This window comes from Ruminococcus sp. B05, from assembly GCF_003628495.1.
Classification (GTDB): domain Bacteria; phylum Bacillota; class Clostridia; order Lachnospirales; family Lachnospiraceae; genus Schaedlerella; species Schaedlerella hominis.
Genome location: NZ_RBZR01000007.1, coordinates 1 through 17107, shown reverse-complemented (window position 1 = coordinate 17107; position 17107 = coordinate 1). Strand labels below are relative to the sequence as shown.

The window sequence follows — 17107 nt, the reverse complement described above, 5'->3', positions numbered from 1 at the left end:
AGCATATCAAAAAAAGCACATGAAATGGAGATGAAAAGTTTGGAAGATGGAAGAAGAAAAATAAGAATATGCCTGACAATTATGTTGATAGCTGCGGTGATATCTGGTGTTTGCTATTACTATAGTGCTGCCGGGAAGGCTGAGCGTTACGAATCAGAAGAGATGTTAGTAAATTCTGAGGAGAAATGCAATGGCTGTTAAGCAGGAAACACTATATATAAAGGGTGATAAAAATATAGAAGTGACAAAGCCAGAGGTAACGCTGGGGGATATTTTGTCTATGGAATGTAGTAATCAAAATGTAATTCCGAGGATTAAAACGATTAAGGTTATGAAAATGCAGGAGAAAGAGGGACAGCGCAAAGTCATATCTATTTTAAAAATTATAAAATTAATACATGAAATATATCCGAACATAGATGTTCAAAATTTGGGCGAGACAGATATTATCGTAACTTATGAAGAGCAAAAACCAACAGGGATGATAAGCCATTTGATCAAAATCGGATTTACTGCAGTATTGACATTTACAGGTGCGGCATTTGCAATCATGACATTTAACAATGATGTATCAGTTAGAAAATTATTTTCTCAAATCTATCAATTGATGACTGGAATAAAACCACAGGGTTCTACAATCTTAGAACTAAGTTATTCCATCGGACTTACGATAGGGATACTATTGTTTTTTAATCATTTTGGAAAGAAAAAGTTTTCAGTGGACCCTACACCGTTGGAGGTACAGATGCGAACTTATGAAAATGAAATACAGACAACCCTTGTAGAAAATGCTTCAAGAAAGGGGAAAGAACTGGATGCTGATACGTCAAATTCTAATGGCAGTAATCGGTCTTAGCGCAGGAATATTAGTGGCGGGAGGGCTGTTTGGATTTATTGTTGAATTAGGTGTCATCGCTGATTTTGCAGATCGGACACATACAGGAAATAAAATTCATTTGTATGAAGACTGTGCAGCTTTAGGAGGAATTATAGGGAATGTTATTTTTGTATATTCGATACCAATTCCTTATGGCAAAATTTTGCTTATTCCGATAGGATTATTAATCGGGATCTTTGTCGGGTGTTGGGCGATGGCACTGGCAGAAATTCTAAATGTTTTTCCGATATTTATCCGCAGATTAAAAATAACAAAATATATTGCTGGCTTGATATGTGCAATGGCATTGGGAAGGGGAGTCGGAGGTGTGATATATTTTTTCCTGATGTATTGATAATTTTGATATGGTACATTTTTATAAAAAGAATTATAATTACAGTAGTTATAATTTGAGGAGGCAAAAGATGAAAAAAATTGGATTTATCGGAGTTGGAATCATGGGAAAATCCATGGTGCGAAATCTTATAAAAGCAGGATTCGAGCTGCACATTTATGCTCGTACAAAATCGAAAGTAGAAGATGTTATTAACGAAGGGGCTATTTTTCATGATAGCATTGCAGACTGCGTCAAGGAATGTGAGGCTGTTATTACAATAGTAGGATTTCCTGTCGATGTTGAGGAAGTTTATTTTGATAAAGGAAATATTTTAGATAGTGTACAACAAGGCACATATTTGATTGATATGACAACTACAAGTCCGATGCTGGATCAGAAAATTGCAGAAGAGGGAAAAAAGAAAGGCCTTCATGTTTTGGATGCACCTGTTACAGGTGGAGATATTGGAGCAAAAAACGGAACGCTTTCTATTCTTGTAGGTGGTGAAAAAGCAGATTATGAGGCTTGCATGCCATTGTTTAAGGCAATGGGGACAAATATTAATTATCAAGGTGGTATCGGGTGCGGACAGCATGCAAAACTTGCTAATCAGATTATGATAGCAGGAACGTTGTCAGGAGTATGCGAAGCATTTACTTATGCAAAAGCAAAAGGGCTGGATCTTCAGACATTGCTTGATTCCGTGTCGACAGGGGCAGCTGGAAGTAAGCAGTTAGATACTTTTGGACCTAAGATTTTAGAGGGTGATTATGCTCCGGGATTTTTTATGAAACATTTTATTAAGGATATGAAATTGGCACTTACAGAAGCAAATATGAGTAATATTAATTTAGACGTTTTAAGTCAGGTGCTTGCAAATTATGAATTATTGCAAGCGGAAGGTTATGGAGAATTAGGAACGCAGGCACTTATTAAATACTATGAAGAAGAAATGGAGGAGTAAAAAATAACTATGCCATCCAGCGAATTGGAGTCGGGCTTGCCCGACGAAGCTCCCGCAGGATGGCATAGTCGTTTCTTACGAAAAATTTATCATTATAAAATTACTTTAATGTCATGATAACACTTTTTCCGGCCTGGACCTCGCCTTTTTCACATACGAGCTCTTTTCCGTCTAAATCTGAACTAATCAGAACAGGAGTAATGGAGTTGCGTCCGGTCTCTTGGATGAATTCCAAATCTGCTTCTGCAATCAAATCTCCGGCTTTTACTTTATCTCCAATCTTTGCATAAATGTGGAAACATTTTCCATTCAATGCAACTGTCTCAAGCCCCATATGTATTAAAATTATCACTCCACTTTCTGAAGTTATTTCATAGATATGGCCTGTTTCTACCACTTTGGATACGACTCCGTCAACTGGGCTTACAATCTTTCCGTCAGTTGGGATGATTGCAATGCCGTCTCCAAGTATTTTTTCTGTAAATATCGGATCTGGTACATCTGTAATTGCAACTGCTGTACCAGTCATTGGTGCTAAAATTACTTCTTGTGTTTTTCCTTGATTCTTCATATCTAAATCCTCCGCTAGATAATATATGTTCTTTTCCTCATTTTACAAATTCTTAATTATAGTCACTGCTTTAATAAATTTCAATCCTCTTTTGAAAATTGTTTCAGAATTCTATGTTTTGCATATTTTGGGGTATTAGTTTCATAAATTTGTTATTCAGAATTTAACTGAATCAGCAAAATTGAACTCATAGAACAACGTCTTGCAATTCGTCAGTCCTCTGTGATAAAGTATAGAAAAAGCAGAAGAGACGGAAAGTGATGCTATGAGAACATATAAATTAACAATTGCATATGATGGCTCCAGATTTCGAGGATGGCAGCGACAGCCGGACACAGATATGACAATTCAAGGAATTTTGGAGCGTGATATTAGTGAGTATGTGGGATATAAAGTAGAGGTGAATGGCTCCGGGCGTACAGATGGCGGAGTACATGCGTCTGGGCAGACAGCCAGTATTATTCTATCAGGTAAGGTGGATGAGCCAGTATTTCTTACAGAGATAAATGAGAAAATTCCGGAGGACATCCGTATTGTGAATATGGAACTTGCAAAGAACGGGTTTCATGCACGTCACAGTGCGAGAGGTAAGAGATATGAATATACGATTGATACTGCAGAAAAAGCAGATGTATTTCTGAGAAAATATTCATTTCATTATCCAGAAATGATTAATGTGAAAAAGATGGAGAAGGCAATCGAATATTTGCGTGGAAGCCATGATTTTGCAGGATTTACAGATCGGCCGGATGAAAAGTCCACAACAAGAAGAATTTATGATATAATAGTTAGGCAAGACGGACATAGACTTAGAATTGAGTATACCGGAAGTGGATTTATGTATCATATGGTAAGAATTTTAACAGGAACACTGCTGGAAATCGGTAGTGGGAGAAGAAGTCCGGAAAGCATAAATGAGATAATTGAGTCCGGTCAACGTGCAGATGCGGGATTTTTAGTACCTGCAAGCGGACTATGCTTGAAAGAGGTGTTTTATAAATAATGAAATTAGTATCATGGAATGTAAATGGAATCCGGGCATGTGTGCAAAAAGGATTTCTTGATTTTTTTAATGAGATTGATGCAGATATTTTTTGTATTCAGGAATCAAAGATGCAGTCCGGGCAGTTAGAACTTGACTTGCAGGGGTATAATCAATATTGGAACTATGCAGTGAAAAAAGGATATTCAGGAACTGCAGTGTTTACAAAGAAAGAACCAATTCAAGTAAGCTATGGAATCGGAATAGAAGAACATGATCAGGAAGGTCGTGTGATAACATGTGAATTTGAGGATTTTTATTTTGTTACAGTGTACACACCAAATTCTCAAAATGAGTTGAAACGCCTGGATTATCGTATGCGTTGGGAAGACGATTTTCGTGCGTATTTAAAATCTTTGGAAATGAAGAAACCGGTTATTGTAACTGGGGATATGAATGTTGCTCATAAGGAAATTGATTTGAAAAATCCGAAAACAAATCGTAAGAATGCCGGATTTACAGATGAGGAGAGACAGAAGTTTACAGAGCTTTTAGATGCAGGATTTATCGATACATTCCGATATTTTTATCCGGAGCAGGAAGGAATCTATTCCTGGTGGTCTTATCGCTTTAAGGCAAGAGAGAAGAATGCCGGATGGAGAATTGATTATTTTTGCGTATCAGAATGTCTGAAAGACAGATTGCAGGATGCACAGATTCTAACAAATGTAATGGGTTCAGACCATTGTCCAATTGTATTGGAATTAAAAGACAAATAAATAATAGGAGGCGGTCATCATGACTAAAATTGACATTATTTCTGGATTTTTAGGAGCTGGAAAGACAACATTTATTAAAAAGCTTTTAAAAGAAGCATTTAAAGGAGAACAGGTTGTTCTGATTGAAAATGAATTTGGAGAAATTGGTATTGATGGTGGATTTTTAAAAGAAGCCGGAATTGAGATTAAAGAGATGAATTCAGGCTGTATCTGCTGTTCACTGGTAGGTGATTTTGAGAAATCTTTAAAAGAAGTAATCGACACATATCATCCGGATAGAATATTGATCGAGCCATCGGGAGTTGGAAAGCTTTCGGATGTTATCAAAGCAGTACAGGATGCGCAGGTTAATCTTGATGCACAGTTGAACAGCTTTACAACAGTTGTTGATGTGACTAAATGTAGAATTTACAGTAAAAACTTTGGAGAATTTTTCAGCAATCAGATTGAGTATGCAGGAGCAATTATTTTAAGCAGAACAGACAAAGCAAAACATGAGAAGGTTGAAGAAAGCGTTGCTATTTTACGTGGATTAAATGAGAAAGCACCAATCATCACAACTCCAATCGAGCAGCTTTCAGGAGAGAAATTGCTTGAAACAATGGAAGGAAGCAAGTCTTTGGAAGAAGAACTTCTGGCTGAGATTGCTTGCCCGGAATGCGGCGGACATCATGAACACGATGAGGAGTGCGGATGCGGACATGAGCACCATCACCACGACCATGATGAGCACGAGCACCATCACCACCACGACCATGATGAGCATGAGCACCACCACCACGACCATGATGAGCACCATCATCACGACCATGATCATGGCGAAGAATGTGGATGCGGATGTGGACACGATCATCATCATGACCATCATGGACATCACCATGCTGACGAAGTATTCACAAGTTGGGGTAAAGAAACAATCCAGACTTATACAAAAGAAGAAATCAGCAATATTTTGAAAACGTTAGAGTCAGATTCTTCATATGGTACAATTCTTCGTGCGAAAGGTATGGTTGCGGGAGCTGATGGAGAATGGATTTATTTCGATATGGTACCGGAAGAGCATGAAGTCAGAACGGGAGCAGCAGAGTATACAGGAAGAATCTGTGTGATTGGCTCAAAATTGGATGAGCATAAGCTGGAAGAGTTATTTGGCATTGCAAAATAATTAAAAGGAGAAAATATTATGGAACCAGATGTTATGGTCTATCTTATGACTGGATTTCTTGATAGCGGAAAGACACAGTTTTTGAAATTTACATTAGAGCAGGAATATTTTCAGATTGATGGGACAACACTTCTGATCCTTTGTGAAGAAGGGGAGGAAGAATATAGTCCGGAGATGTTAAAAGAGCATCGTATTGTAATGGAAACAATTGACGATCCAGAAGCTTTGACAGAGGAATGGCTTGAAAAACTGGATGAAAAATATCATCCGGAAAGAGTTGTTATCGAGTACAATGGAATGTGGAAGGTCAGTGATTTTGAAAGTTTGAAACTGCCAAAAGGCTGGGGAATCGAACAAAAGATCACAACAGTAGATGCGAGCACATTTCAGATATATCTTGCAAATATGAAACCATTGTTTGTGGAAATGGTCCGCAATTCAGAGATGGTATTATTTAATCGTTGCAGTGACGTTAAACCACTTGCAGGATATCGTCGAAGTGTAAAAGTTGTAAGTCCTCAGGCAGAAGTTATTTTTGAGGATGAGAATGGCGAAGTGGAAAATATTTTCGAAGATGAGGTACCATATGATTTGAAAGCGGATGTTATTGAAATACTTCCAGAAGATTATGGAATCTGGTATGTGGATATGATGGAAAATCAGGAACGCTACGATGGAAAGGTTGTAGAATATACAGCCAGAGTTATGAAGCCAAGAAGTTTTCCAAGTAAATTATTTTTCCCGGGAAGAATGGCAATGACTTGCTGCGCAGATGATACAACATTTTTAGGATATATTTGTAAAAGTTCTTATGCACCAAAATTAAAAGCAGGACAGTGGGTAAAAGTGCGTGCAAAAGTAGGGTATGAGAAACTGGCAATGTATCGAGGAGTTGGTCCGGTGTTGACAGCGGAAAATATTGAGCCGGCTGAACCGATTGAAGAGATGGTATATTTTAATTAATATGAAAATGTGATAGGGAAGAGAAGAACCACCAGGAAGATTATTTTAATTTTCTTGGTGGTTCTTTGAATTCTTGCTTATATGCTCTGGAAAATGCGGAATAACTTTGAAAACCGCAGGCAAAACATGCATCTGTAATAGGCATGCCAGAGTGAATATAACGTCTGGCGAGCAACAGCCGGCGATAAGTAATGTAATGACCGATAGTAACACCGGTTTCTGCTTTGAACAACCGCATCATATGATATTTACTCAGATAAAAGACAGATGCGAGGGAATCCATACTTATTGTCTCTGTTAAATGATCTTGAATATAATTCATAATATCCAGAACCTTTTTGTTATAAAGCTTGGTGTCAAGGTATTCGATGCCCTCTTTTAATGTGGCACGATTTAATTGAATCATAAATTCCAGGAATAAAATCTGGCGGTATAAGCTTCCTGCATATTCATGATCGTGGAACGAGCGTTCTAAGCGCTGGGTAGTCTTATATAGTGAGCTGGTTTCTAAGGAAGGGATTCGAAGAACATATGACTGCTTCTCGCGGGCCTGTTCAAAGCAATAAGCGAGATTATATTCGGTAGTTCGGTAAGCTTCCATAAATCCGGGGGAAATATAAACGATGATTCTTTCATATGGAATGGAAGAGTCTACCTGGATACGGTGAATGTCATTTCGATTGACGAGGACAATGTCGTAAGGGTTTAGAGTATAAGTCTTTCCTTCAATAAAATATTGTACATTTCCACTGATAAAAATAGTGATTTTATGGAAATTGTGCGTATGATAATCAAACTCGGTATCCACTTGATCTTTTAAATGAAAAATCCGAAAATCACTGTTTAAATATCCTCGTTTCTGATATGTTTCCATAACATCCCTCCTTTATATGGTCCGATAATATGATATTAAACAAAAACAGCATTATTTGCAATATAGAAAGCAGTTATTTTGTATTATTCAAATATAATGCTATGTATAATAAAAATATCATGGGAAAAATAGTATATTAATGTGGGAGGAGTAGATTATGCAGATTTTATTAGAAAAATATCATGGACTGGGAAATGATTATCTTGTATTTGATCCAAATAAAAATGAGTTGGAATTAAACGAAGCTAATGTCAAGATGATTTGTAATCGAAATGTAGGGCTTGGCTCAGATGGTATTTTGGAAGGCCCTTTGCTGGGAGAACGTCTGGCTGTGAAAATCTGGAATCCGGATGGAAGTGTTGCAGAAAAGAGTGGAAACGGAGTTCGTATTTTTGCAAAATATTTAAAAGACGCAGGATATGTGCAGAAAAAGAATTATGAATTGATGACAGATGGCGGTATTGTAGAGATTACATATTTGAATGAAGAGGGAAGCAGACTGCGTATATCTATGGGAAAATTATCCTTTGTGAGTGAGGAAATCCCGGTAATAGGAGAAAGAAGAGAGGTTATCAATGAGGATATGGTATTTGGCAACAATCTGTATCCGGCAACATGCGTGTCAGTAGGAAATCCGCATTGCGTTATTCCAATGCAGGAAATTTCAAAAGAACTGGTTTGTAAAATCGGTGTACATTCTGAGAGTGCAAGATATTTCCCAGAACGAGTGAATACGGAGATTATGAAGGTGACAGATCGCAATAACATCGCAATTGAAACATACGAGCGTGGTGCGGGTTATACAATGGCGACTGGAACAGGTGCGTGTGCGGCAGCAGCAGTGGCATATAAATTGGGATTGACAGAAAACAAGATGCTTGTGCATATGCCAGGTGGTGATCTTCAGGTTGAAATTACAGATGACTGGAATGTGTATATCACAGGAGATGTCTTCTATATTGCAGAGATTAAGCTGAGTACAGAATTTTCGGAAATGCTGAGAGTGTAAGAAAGATATTGTGGATAATTCTGAAATTATGTGAAAAAAGTTTAATTTAACATAGTGAGTGGGGATAAAGAGAGAGTCCTGCAGGAGAATAATTGCTTGCAGAGATTCTCTCTTTGTGCTAGTATTTCTATAACAGAATTGTGCAGTTACTGTGCGTAGTATATGGAAAGCAGTAATGTCACGAAAGAAAAAGAGGTAGAGAGATGCTGATAGAAATTGATTTTAACAGTGAAGAAGCGATTTATATTCAGCTTCGCAATCAGGTTATACTGGGAATTGCAACTGCGAATATTCATGAGGGGGATTCACTTCCTTCAGTGCGTCAGCTTGCAGAAACGATTGGCGTTAATATGCATACGGTGAATAAGGCATATAATGTTTTGAAACAGGAAGGCTTTATTACATTGGATAAAAGACGTGGAGCAGTTATTGCTCTGGATGAGAATAAAATCCGTGCAGTAGAAGAGATGCGTCAGCAATTGCAGATTGTTTTGGCAAAAGCATGCTGTCGTGCGATTTCGAGAGAAGAGATCCATGAACTGGTGGATGAGATTCTGGATGAATATGAGTCGTAGAATTTAACAGTAACGGATAACATTGATAACTGGGAATCAGACAGAAAATAGATAAGCAGACGGAGGTTATATGCAGATTAAATTTACACAACAAGCACAGCATGCAATTAGTAATGCAGAAAAAGCAGCAAAGAAATTAAATCATCATTATGTAGGAACAGAACATTTGCTTCTTGGATTGCGGCAGGAATTTGCAAGTGTAGCCGGGCAGGTGCTGGCAGGTCATGGAGTAGATGAAGAGAAGCTTTTAAAGTTAATGGATGAGCTCGTAGCACCAAATAAAAAGACGGAAAAGAGACAGAAGCCGAAAGAAAGCCCGAGATTTCAATATATATTGGAAGACAGTGCACGTGAAGCGGCACATTTTCATATGGATATAGTAGGGACAGAACATATTCTTGTAGCGATCATACGAGACTTAGATTGTGTTGCAGCAAAGATGCTGATTACATTGAATGTAAGCTTGCAGAAGATGATGCAAGACATTTTTGTGGCGGCAGGGATTGATCCGAAAGCATATCAGGACGAATTGCAGGATGGACTTCGTGGAAATGGCGGAGCAGTGGAACAGTTTTGTAAAGATTTGACTGCGGAAGCAGAAGAAGGAAAATTAGATCCTATTATAGGAAGAGAAGAAGAAATTTTTCGTCTTATGCAGGTGCTGAGTAGAAGAACAAAGAATAACCCATGTCTGGTTGGAGAACCGGGAGTTGGTAAAACAGCTATTCTGGAAGGACTGGCACAGCGGATCGCTTCAGGGATTGTGCCGGAAACGATGAAAAGGAAACGTATCTATACATTGGATCTTCCAGGGCTGATTGCAGGCTCAAAATACAGAGGCGAATTTGAGGAACGTATGAAGGGGCTTATATCTGAAGTCGAAGCGGACGGAGATATTATTTTGTTTTTGGATGAATTACATACGATGATCGGAGCTGGTGGAGCAGAAGGTGCAATTGATGCATCTAGTATATTAAAGCCGGCACTGGCTCGTGGGGAACTGCAGTTGATCGGAGCAACTACGATCGCAGAGTATCGCAAGTACATTGAAAAAGATGCAGCTTTGGAAAGAAGATTTCAGCCGATTACAGTCGAGAAGCCTTCAAAGGAACAGTGCCTGGATATATTAAAGGGAATTCAACCGAAGTATGAAGCACATCATAAAGTGAAGCTTACAGAAGAAGCGTTGAAGGCGGCAGTGGAACTTTCGGAACGTTATATTACAGATCGAAATCTTCCAGATAAGGCAATTGATGTATTGGACGAAGCTTGTGCACATGTAAGTCTGACAGGTTATAAGGTTCCAGCACATTTGACAGAGATGGAAGATGAGAAGAAGCAATTGGGGCTTCAGAAAGAAAGGGTAATTAAAGAAGGAGACTTCGAAGAAGCTTCGAAGATTCAAAAAAAGCAGCAGGAACTTGAGAAAAAGATTGAATCTACAAGAAAAAGATTTGATAAAAAGATGGCATCAAGCAATCCGGAAGTTTCGGTGGAAGATATTGCTGCCATTGTATCATCGTGGTCTAAGATTCCGGTACAGAAATTACAGCAAAGCGATACACAGAGATTGAATAATCTTGAAAAAGAACTGCATCACAGAGTAGTCGGCCAGGATGAAGCGGTCAATGCGGTAGCTCGTGCAGTAAAAAGAGGAAGAGTTGGATTGAAAGATCCAAAACGACCAATTGGTTCGTTTTTATTCTTAGGACCAACTGGGGTAGGAAAAACAGAGTTATCCAAAGCATTGGCAGAAGCGTTGTTTGGGAAAGAAGAAGCAATGATTCGTGTAGATATGTCGGAATATATGGAGAAGCATTCAGTGTCAAAGATGATTGGATCGCCTCCGGGATATGTAGGACATGAAGAAGGCGGTCAGCTTAGTGACAAGGTTCGTACACAGCCGTATTCAGTAATTCTTTTTGATGAGATTGAAAAAGCACATCCGGATGTATTTAACATTTTATTACAAGTGTTGGATGACGGACATATTACAGATTCGCAGGGAAGAAAGGTTGATTTTAGTAACACTGTTATTATTATGACATCTAATGCCGGGGCAAAATCTATTATTGATCCTAAGAAACTGGGGTTTGCTACAAAAGAAGATCCGCAAAGTGATTATAAGAAAATGAAACAGAATGTAATGGATGAAGTGAAAATGATCTTCCGTCCGGAATTTTTGAATCGAATTGATGAAGTAATCGTATTCCATGCATTGGAAAAGAAGGACATGAAGCAGATTGTGACATTGCTTTGCAAAGAATTTACTGCCCGTGTGAAAAGACAGTTGAATATTAGTTTGACAATACGTGATTCAGCAAAGGATTTAATTGTTGAAAAAGGAACGGATGCTAAGTATGGGGCAAGACCATTGAGACGTGCGATGCAGACAGAATTAGAAGATAAGCTTGCAGAGGCAATTTTGAATGGAGATATTCAAAGTGGTGATATGGTTGCAGTAGGCGTTTCTAAAAATTCCATAAAAGTCGAGAGAAAAGAAACAAAAAAGTAGAAAAAAAACGACACTTATATTATACTAAAGATAGCAATACTACAGAGAAGATCTGAGATACGTAGGAGGACAGTAACGATGGCAACAGTAAAAGAATTATTACGTGCAGAAAGTGACGGAACATTAAGTTTTGGAGATTATACACTTACATCAAAGACAAAGTTAGACAATTTTGAATTTGAAGGAGATCTTTATAAAGTTAAAACATTTGCAGAGATTACAAAACTTGAGAAGAATGGAATGTTTGTATACGAATCAGTTCCGGGAAGTGCGGTAGAGAATTTCAAAGAGACAGATCGTGAAGTGGAATTTGAAGTTTCAGCACCGGAAGATGTACAGTTTACATTGGAGCTTGAGCCGGATAGTGAGTATGAAGTATTTATTGATGAAGCTTCAGCAGGTAAGATGACAACAAATTTAAGTGGTAAACTTAGTGTGAGTATTGAATTGAATGCGAATGAAAGTGCAGCTGTGAAAGTTGTAAAACGCTAGCATAAAAGGAGGAGAGACCGGCGGGTGAAAAATACTTGCCGGTCTTTTTCGGTAAGCGAGGTTAAATGTGGCAAAAGGAAAAAAGACAGTATTTTTCTGTCAAAATTGTGGACATGAAGAGACAAAGTGGCTCGGACAATGCCCGATGTGTAAAGAATGGAACACATTTGTAGAAGAAAAGGTAATCGCATCATCGGTGTCTGCAAGTGTAAAGACAGATAGGGATATAGAGAAAAAAATAGTAGCTTTGTCTCAGGTCAATACAGATGAACAGAAACGTTTTCAAACCGGCATGAAAGAACTTGACAGGGTGCTTGGTGGCGGTATTGTACCGGGTTCACTTGTTCTGGTCGGTGGAGATCCGGGAATTGGAAAGTCAACATTGCTATTGCAGGTTTGTCAGAAGCTTGCTAAGGAGAGACAGGTACTTTATATTTCAGGAGAGGAATCTCAGGCGCAGATAAAACTTAGAGCAAATAGAATGGGAAATTTTTCGGATAATATGAAGTTGTTTTGCGAGACGAATCTTGGAACAATCAGAGATGTCATCGAAAAAAAACAACCGGAATTTGTAGTGATTGATTCTATCCAGACAATGTATAGCGAAGAAGTGGCATCGGCACCGGGAAGTGTATCGCAGGTACGAGAATCTACGAATGTATTTATGCAGTTGGCAAAAGGTCTTGGTATTACAATATTTATTGTAGGACATGTAACAAAAGAAGGAACGGTGGCAGGACCGAGAGTGTTGGAACATATGGTGGATACCGTACTGTATTTTGAAGGAGACAGGCATGCATCCTATCGTATCTTACGAGGAGTGAAGAATAGATTTGGTTCGACTAACGAAATCGGAGTTTTTGAGATGCGGCAGAATGGTCTGGTGGAAGTAGAGAATCCATCGGAATATATGTTGAGCGGGAAACCGGAAAATGCATCAGGGTCAGTAGTGGCATGTTCAATAGAAGGTACTCGTCCATTGTTGATAGAGATTCAGGCACTGGTCTGTGATACCAATTTCGGAATGCCGAGAAGAACTGCGACAGGAACAGACTATAACCGAGTGAATTTGCTTATGGCTGTTTTGGAAAAAAGAATAGGATTACACTTAGCTAATTGCGATGCATATGTCAATATTGCAGGTGGAATCAGGATGAATGAACCTGCAATCGATCTTGGTATTGTGATGGCGATTGTATCAAGCTATAAAAATCGTCCGGTAGATGAGCGGATGATTGTTTTTGGAGAAGTAGGACTTAGCGGAGAAGTACGTGCAGTTAATATGCCGGAACAAAGAGTGGCAGAGGCAAAAAAATTAGGATTTGAAACATGTGTTGTTCCAGAAGTATCATTAGATATGGTGAAAGGAATAAAAGGAATCAAGATTATAGGAGTGAAAACAATCAATGATGCTATGAATCTGATCTAGGCTGATTGTATATAAAGGGTGAAGAGTCAGTGAAACGCATTAGAATATAGATCAAAAGATATCAGATGTTGAAAGGAGAGGTACAAATGATAATCGTAAAAGAATACAGAGGACATATCCGTAATTGGGAGGCTCTGTGCAAAGAACTGAATATCGATGCTTCATTAAAAAGAGAGGCAAGAGAGGAAGAAATTTTAATTCGTGCATATCAGACATGGGGATGTGAGATGGCTGATCATATGCATGGAATGTTCGCATTTGCATTGTGGGATGAAGAAGAGAAAAAATTATTCTGTCTTCGTGATCAGTTTGGAACAAAACCATTCTACTATTATGAGACAGCAGACGGACAACTTCTGTATGGTACAATGATCAGTCAGATTATGGAGAAACCTGGTTTTGTAAAAGAATTGAATGAAGAAATATTACAATTGTATTTATCTCTGACTTATGTTGCAGGAGAGAATACATTTTTCAAAGGTGTTAAGAAATTGTTGCCTGGAAGATATTTAATCTGGCAGAACGGAAAAATGAAAATAGAGAGATACTGGAAACCAGAATTCCATCCGGATGAGAGTAAATCATTGGAAGATTGGGCAGATGAGATTCATTCTACGCTGAAAGAAATTATGCCGGAAGTAAAAACAGCAGATGAAAAAGCAGAGTCATTTTTGTCGGGCGGAGTGGATTCTTCTTATGTACTTGCAATGTCGGATGTAAAAATGTCGGATTCTTGTGGATATGATGAAGCACGTTTTGATGAGTCACCATTAGCGAAAGAAACAGCAGATATTTTAGGAAGAGAAAACAGCCGTTGCAGAATTACACCGGAGGCATATTTTGATATTGTACCTTGGGTAATGTATAATATGGAGCAGCCGCTTGGAGATGCTTCAGCAATTGCATTTGCACTTGGATGCAGGGCAACAGCAGAACATACAGATATTTGTTATTCAGGAGAAGGAGCGGATGAATTTTTCGGCGGATACAATATGTATCGTAATGCGGAAAGATATGGCGACAATCTGAAAACATTTTATGTTGGAAATACGAACATTATGAAAGAGGATGAGAAAAAGCGTATTCTGAAGAAATATGATCCAGATGTACTTCCAATCGAACTGGCAGCAGGTATTTATGAAGAAACAGAAGGACTAGATCCGCTTACAAAAATGTCAGATGTTGATATTCAGATTTGGTTAGAGGGAGATATTTATCTTAATGTAGATAAGATGAGTACAGCTGCAGGTCTGGAAGTTCGTATGCCATTGACAGATAGAAGAATTTTTGACATTGCATCCAGAATGCCATCCTGTTATAAAGTGAATGAAGAACAGAATAAAGTCGCTTTTCGTACAGCAGCAGCAAAAGTTCTTCCCGAGGAAATCGCTTTCCGTAAGAAATTAGGATTTATCGTGCCTATTCGTATTTGGATGGCGGATGACAGATATAATAAAGATGTGCGTGAAAAATTCCAGAGTGATATAGCTGAGAAATTCTTTAATATGGAAGAGATACAGGCTATTTTTGATGATTATGTTGGCGGAAATTCAGATAACTGGAGAAAAGTGTGGACAATCTATACATTTCTTGTTTGGTATGAGGAATACTTTGTGAAAAGATAATTACTAAAAAATTTTATAAAATAAAAGCAATTAAAGTAAAATCATCTTGAGCTGAAATAAAAAGAGTTCCGAAGAAAGAGGGTATTAATCTCTTTTTTCGGAACTTAATGTTATATGAAAATCTCTGCCTGTTTATCGCTTTTGCAGATTTTAGTCAGTTTCTTCTGTGCCATATTCAGTTTCATGTTGCTGACATAGCGGGCTTTCTTTTTACAAGAGTAGACGCATTTTATACAGGAAATACATTTTCCCTTATCAGTTTTTTTGGGATTTTCCATGGAAATAGCACCGGCAGGACAGGATTTAGCGCATGCCTTACATTCGGTACAAAGATTCACATCTGTTTTTGGAACGAGCGGAATTGTTCCATATTTTTTATAAGGATTGTTCCCTGGAACCTGAATATCCACATTATCAAAATCTACAGCGTTGCGAAGTTTACGGTTTAACTGGATTCCGAAATCCGCAATGACTTTCAAGTCTGCCTTGTTCGGTCGGCTCATTCCAATCTGGCGCACGATGGAGTGCTGTACAGGGAAGGCACCGGCTCCGATTACTTTGAATCCGCGACTTTCAACCTCGTTTTTTAATTCCAAAAGCGCGTCTTCGTATTCGCGGCATCCGTATGTAGCAATCAGTGCAGCAGGAGTGTTATCACCCTTTAATGTTTCAAAGTATTCCAGAAATGTGGCAGGAACACGGCCACCATAAACAGGAATTCCGAAAAGAACAAAATCGTTGCTTTTGAAATGCAGATTTGGTTTCTTTTCTTTGTGAATAGAGAGATCGTAAGATACCGATTTTAAATCGATGTTTCTGGCAGTCTCCATAATGACTTTTCTTGTTGTTCCGGTCGGGCTGAAGTAGACCAGACCTAGTTCATTCATTTTCATAAAGAATTCTCCTTTGTTAAAAATATAAAGGTCAGACATCTCACATCTGATATAACTATATCATAAGTAAAGGAAAAATGCACTGTATAAACGTATGATTAAAAATGAGATTTAAGAGAAGGTTACTGTTCACAGTACCTGTGACAAGTAACGCATCTCGCCATTTTAAATCGCCTTTGGCGATGGTCAAGATGCCGTTCAAGATAAAACGTGCATCCTTCGTGTCAATCAGCGTAGTGATTGACACGGGAGTGAACAGCAACTAGAGAATACTTTTTTAGTCAGAATTGCGTGAATTGTCTGAATTGTGCGAAATAAATAAAAAGCAAGAAAAACGTTGACAATTACAAATAGGAATGATAATATAGTCTTCGTCGCTGAGACAGACCGAGAGGCACTGAAATGAAGCGACAAAGAAAAATAAAAAAGTTGTTGACAAACGACAAAAGATGTGATAATCTATTAAAGCTGTCGCTTGAGACGACAACAAAAACAAAGAACATTGATAACTAAACAATAGACAACAGATCCTTGAAAATTTCTTTAAGAGAAACATTTTTAAGAATGGTTTATAACAAACCAAACAACAGTAAAGGGATAGATTAGCTAGAGTTAATCTTGACTAGAACAAACACTTTTAACGAGAGTTTGATCCTGGCTCAGGATGAACGCTGGCGGCGTGCTTAACACATGCAAGTCGAGCGAAGCACTTTGCTTGGATTTCTTCGGAATGACGAGTTTTGTGACTGAGCGGCGGACGGGTGAGTAACGCGTGGGTAACCTGCCTCATACAGGGGGATAACAGTTAGAAATGACTGCTAATACCGCATAAGACCACAGCACCGCATGGTGCAGGGGTAAAAACTCCGGTGGTATGAGATGGACCCGCGTCTGATTAGCTGGTTGGTGGGGTAACGGCCTACCAAGGCGACGATCAGTAGCCGGCCTGAGAGGGCGACCGGCCACATTGGGACTGAGACACGGCCCAAACTCCTACGGGAGGCAGCAGTGGGGAATATTGCACAATGGGGGAAACCCTGATGCAGCGACGCCGCGT

General features: G+C 38.6%; 17 protein-coding genes and 1 rRNA gene. 15 read left to right on the top strand and 3 right to left on the bottom strand.

Translation table 11 applies throughout. From position 1 onward, the window contains the following. Positions 1 to 39: 39 nt before the first annotated feature. From D8Q48_RS17130 to D8Q48_RS06945, 4 genes are all read left to right on the top strand, one after another. A complete protein-coding gene (locus D8Q48_RS17130; protein WP_207667542.1) occupies positions 40 to 201 on the top strand; it encodes a hypothetical protein in 162 nt (53 codons plus the stop codon). After that, entirely contained in the window at positions 191 to 856 is a 666-nt protein-coding gene (locus D8Q48_RS06955; protein WP_121056045.1) for a stage V sporulation protein AA, read from the top strand. Before D8Q48_RS17130 ends, D8Q48_RS06955 begins: the two co-directional genes overlap by 11 nt. Continuing rightward, complete coding sequence (locus D8Q48_RS06950; RefSeq protein ID WP_117990366.1) at positions 816 to 1232, top strand: stage V sporulation protein AB; 417 nt, start codon at positions 816 to 818, stop codon at positions 1230 to 1232. Before D8Q48_RS06955 ends, D8Q48_RS06950 begins: the two co-directional genes overlap by 41 nt. Before the next feature lie 70 nt (positions 1233 to 1302). Continuing rightward, a complete protein-coding gene (locus D8Q48_RS06945; protein ID WP_121056043.1) occupies positions 1303 to 2178 on the top strand; it encodes an NAD(P)-dependent oxidoreductase in 876 nt (291 codons plus the stop codon). Between the two features lie 100 nt (positions 2179 to 2278). Here D8Q48_RS06945 and D8Q48_RS06940 read toward each other — a convergent pair whose 3' ends face one another. Continuing rightward, entirely contained in the window at positions 2279 to 2749 is a 471-nt protein-coding gene (locus tag D8Q48_RS06940; protein ID WP_117990364.1) for a PTS glucose transporter subunit IIA, read from the bottom strand. Between the two features lie 265 nt (positions 2750 to 3014). On the opposite strand from D8Q48_RS06940, the gene truA reads away from it, so the two are divergent. From truA to D8Q48_RS06920, 4 genes are read left to right on the top strand one after another with little or no spacing between them, the layout of a single operon-like run. Then, the gene (gene truA, locus D8Q48_RS06935; RefSeq protein WP_121056042.1) at positions 3015 to 3752 is read left to right on the top strand and encodes a tRNA pseudouridine(38-40) synthase TruA; all 738 of its coding nucleotides are present in this window, start codon (positions 3015 to 3017) and stop codon (positions 3750 to 3752) included. Continuing rightward, a complete protein-coding gene (locus D8Q48_RS06930; protein WP_117990362.1) occupies positions 3752 to 4510 on the top strand; it encodes an exodeoxyribonuclease III in 759 nt (252 codons plus the stop codon). Before truA ends, D8Q48_RS06930 begins: the two co-directional genes overlap by 1 nt. Before the next feature lie 19 nt (positions 4511 to 4529). After that, the gene (locus tag D8Q48_RS06925; protein WP_121056040.1) at positions 4530 to 5675 is read left to right on the top strand and encodes a CobW family GTP-binding protein; all 1146 of its coding nucleotides are present in this window, start codon (positions 4530 to 4532) and stop codon (positions 5673 to 5675) included. 18 nt (positions 5676 to 5693) lie between these two features. Beyond that, positions 5694 to 6638 (top strand): GTP-binding protein, encoded by a 945-nt coding sequence (locus tag D8Q48_RS06920; protein WP_207723260.1) that lies wholly within the window; start codon positions 5694 to 5696, stop codon positions 6636 to 6638. Positions 6639 to 6678: 40 nt separating this feature from the next. Here D8Q48_RS06920 and D8Q48_RS06915 read toward each other — a convergent pair whose 3' ends face one another. Next, complete coding sequence (locus tag D8Q48_RS06915; protein WP_121056038.1) at positions 6679 to 7512, bottom strand: AraC family transcriptional regulator; 834 nt, start codon at positions 7510 to 7512, stop codon at positions 6679 to 6681. 157 nt (positions 7513 to 7669) lie between these two features. Between D8Q48_RS06915 and dapF the strand changes: the two genes are divergently transcribed. The 6 genes from dapF to asnB all read left to right on the top strand — a co-directional run bounded on the left by dapF (position 7670) and on the right by asnB (position 15157). Further along, entirely contained in the window at positions 7670 to 8521 is an 852-nt protein-coding gene (dapF, locus tag D8Q48_RS06910; RefSeq protein ID WP_121056036.1) for a diaminopimelate epimerase, read from the top strand. Between the two features lie 203 nt (positions 8522 to 8724). Further along, the gene (locus D8Q48_RS06905; RefSeq protein WP_022075024.1) at positions 8725 to 9096 is read left to right on the top strand and encodes a GntR family transcriptional regulator; all 372 of its coding nucleotides are present in this window, start codon (positions 8725 to 8727) and stop codon (positions 9094 to 9096) included. 70 nt (positions 9097 to 9166) lie between these two features. Then, complete coding sequence (locus D8Q48_RS06900) at positions 9167 to 11611, top strand: ATP-dependent Clp protease ATP-binding subunit (RefSeq protein ID WP_121056034.1); 2445 nt, start codon at positions 9167 to 9169, stop codon at positions 11609 to 11611. Between the two features lie 78 nt (positions 11612 to 11689). Beyond that, entirely contained in the window at positions 11690 to 12103 is a 414-nt protein-coding gene (locus D8Q48_RS06895; RefSeq protein WP_022075022.1) for a hypothetical protein, read from the top strand. Between the two features lie 67 nt (positions 12104 to 12170). After that, positions 12171 to 13532, top strand: a complete 1362-nt coding sequence (radA, locus tag D8Q48_RS06890) for a DNA repair protein RadA (RefSeq protein ID WP_117990357.1) — start codon at positions 12171 to 12173, stop codon at positions 13530 to 13532. A gap of 86 nt (positions 13533 to 13618) precedes the next feature. After that, positions 13619 to 15157: an asparagine synthase (glutamine-hydrolyzing) gene (gene asnB / locus D8Q48_RS06885; protein ID WP_121056032.1), complete on the top strand. Its 1539-nt coding sequence runs from the start codon at positions 13619 to 13621 to the stop codon at positions 15155 to 15157. 110 nt (positions 15158 to 15267) lie between these two features. On the opposite strand, the gene D8Q48_RS06880 is transcribed toward asnB, so the two are convergent. Continuing rightward, entirely contained in the window at positions 15268 to 16050 is a 783-nt protein-coding gene (locus tag D8Q48_RS06880; protein ID WP_121056031.1) for a 4Fe-4S dicluster domain-containing protein, read from the bottom strand. Between the two features lie 636 nt (positions 16051 to 16686). On the opposite strand from D8Q48_RS06880, the gene D8Q48_RS06875 reads away from it, so the two are divergent. Further along, positions 16687 to 17107 (top strand): 16S ribosomal RNA (locus D8Q48_RS06875); the annotation flags it as partial.

Excerpts from the sequence above, each read along its gene's own strand:
- D8Q48_RS06955 (WP_121056045.1), top strand. The coding sequence starts at position 191 with ATGGCTGTTAAGCAGGAAACACTATATATAAAGGGTGATAAAAATATA.
- D8Q48_RS06950 (WP_117990366.1), top strand. The coding sequence starts at position 816 with ATGCTGATACGTCAAATTCTAATGGCAGTAATCGGTCTTAGCGCAGGA.
- D8Q48_RS06945 (WP_121056043.1), top strand. The coding sequence starts at position 1,303 with ATGAAAAAAATTGGATTTATCGGAGTTGGAATCATGGGAAAATCCATG.
- D8Q48_RS06940 (WP_117990364.1), bottom strand. The coding sequence starts at position 2,749 with ATGAAGAATCAAGGAAAAACACAAGAAGTAATTTTAGCACCAATGACT.
- truA (WP_121056042.1), top strand. The coding sequence starts at position 3,015 with ATGAGAACATATAAATTAACAATTGCATATGATGGCTCCAGATTTCGA.
- D8Q48_RS06930 (WP_117990362.1), top strand. The coding sequence starts at position 3,752 with ATGAAATTAGTATCATGGAATGTAAATGGAATCCGGGCATGTGTGCAA.
- D8Q48_RS06925 (WP_121056040.1), top strand. The coding sequence starts at position 4,530 with ATGACTAAAATTGACATTATTTCTGGATTTTTAGGAGCTGGAAAGACA.
- D8Q48_RS06920 (WP_207723260.1), top strand. The coding sequence starts at position 5,694 with ATGGAACCAGATGTTATGGTCTATCTTATGACTGGATTTCTTGATAGC.
- D8Q48_RS06915 (WP_121056038.1), bottom strand. The coding sequence starts at position 7,512 with ATGGAAACATATCAGAAACGAGGATATTTAAACAGTGATTTTCGGATT.
- dapF (WP_121056036.1), top strand. The coding sequence starts at position 7,670 with ATGCAGATTTTATTAGAAAAATATCATGGACTGGGAAATGATTATCTT.
- D8Q48_RS06905 (WP_022075024.1), top strand. The coding sequence starts at position 8,725 with ATGCTGATAGAAATTGATTTTAACAGTGAAGAAGCGATTTATATTCAG.
- D8Q48_RS06900 (WP_121056034.1), top strand. The coding sequence starts at position 9,167 with ATGCAGATTAAATTTACACAACAAGCACAGCATGCAATTAGTAATGCA.
- D8Q48_RS06895 (WP_022075022.1), top strand. The coding sequence starts at position 11,690 with ATGGCAACAGTAAAAGAATTATTACGTGCAGAAAGTGACGGAACATTA.
- asnB (WP_121056032.1), top strand. The coding sequence starts at position 13,619 with ATGATAATCGTAAAAGAATACAGAGGACATATCCGTAATTGGGAGGCT.
- D8Q48_RS06880 (WP_121056031.1), bottom strand. The coding sequence starts at position 16,050 with ATGAAAATGAATGAACTAGGTCTGGTCTACTTCAGCCCGACCGGAACA.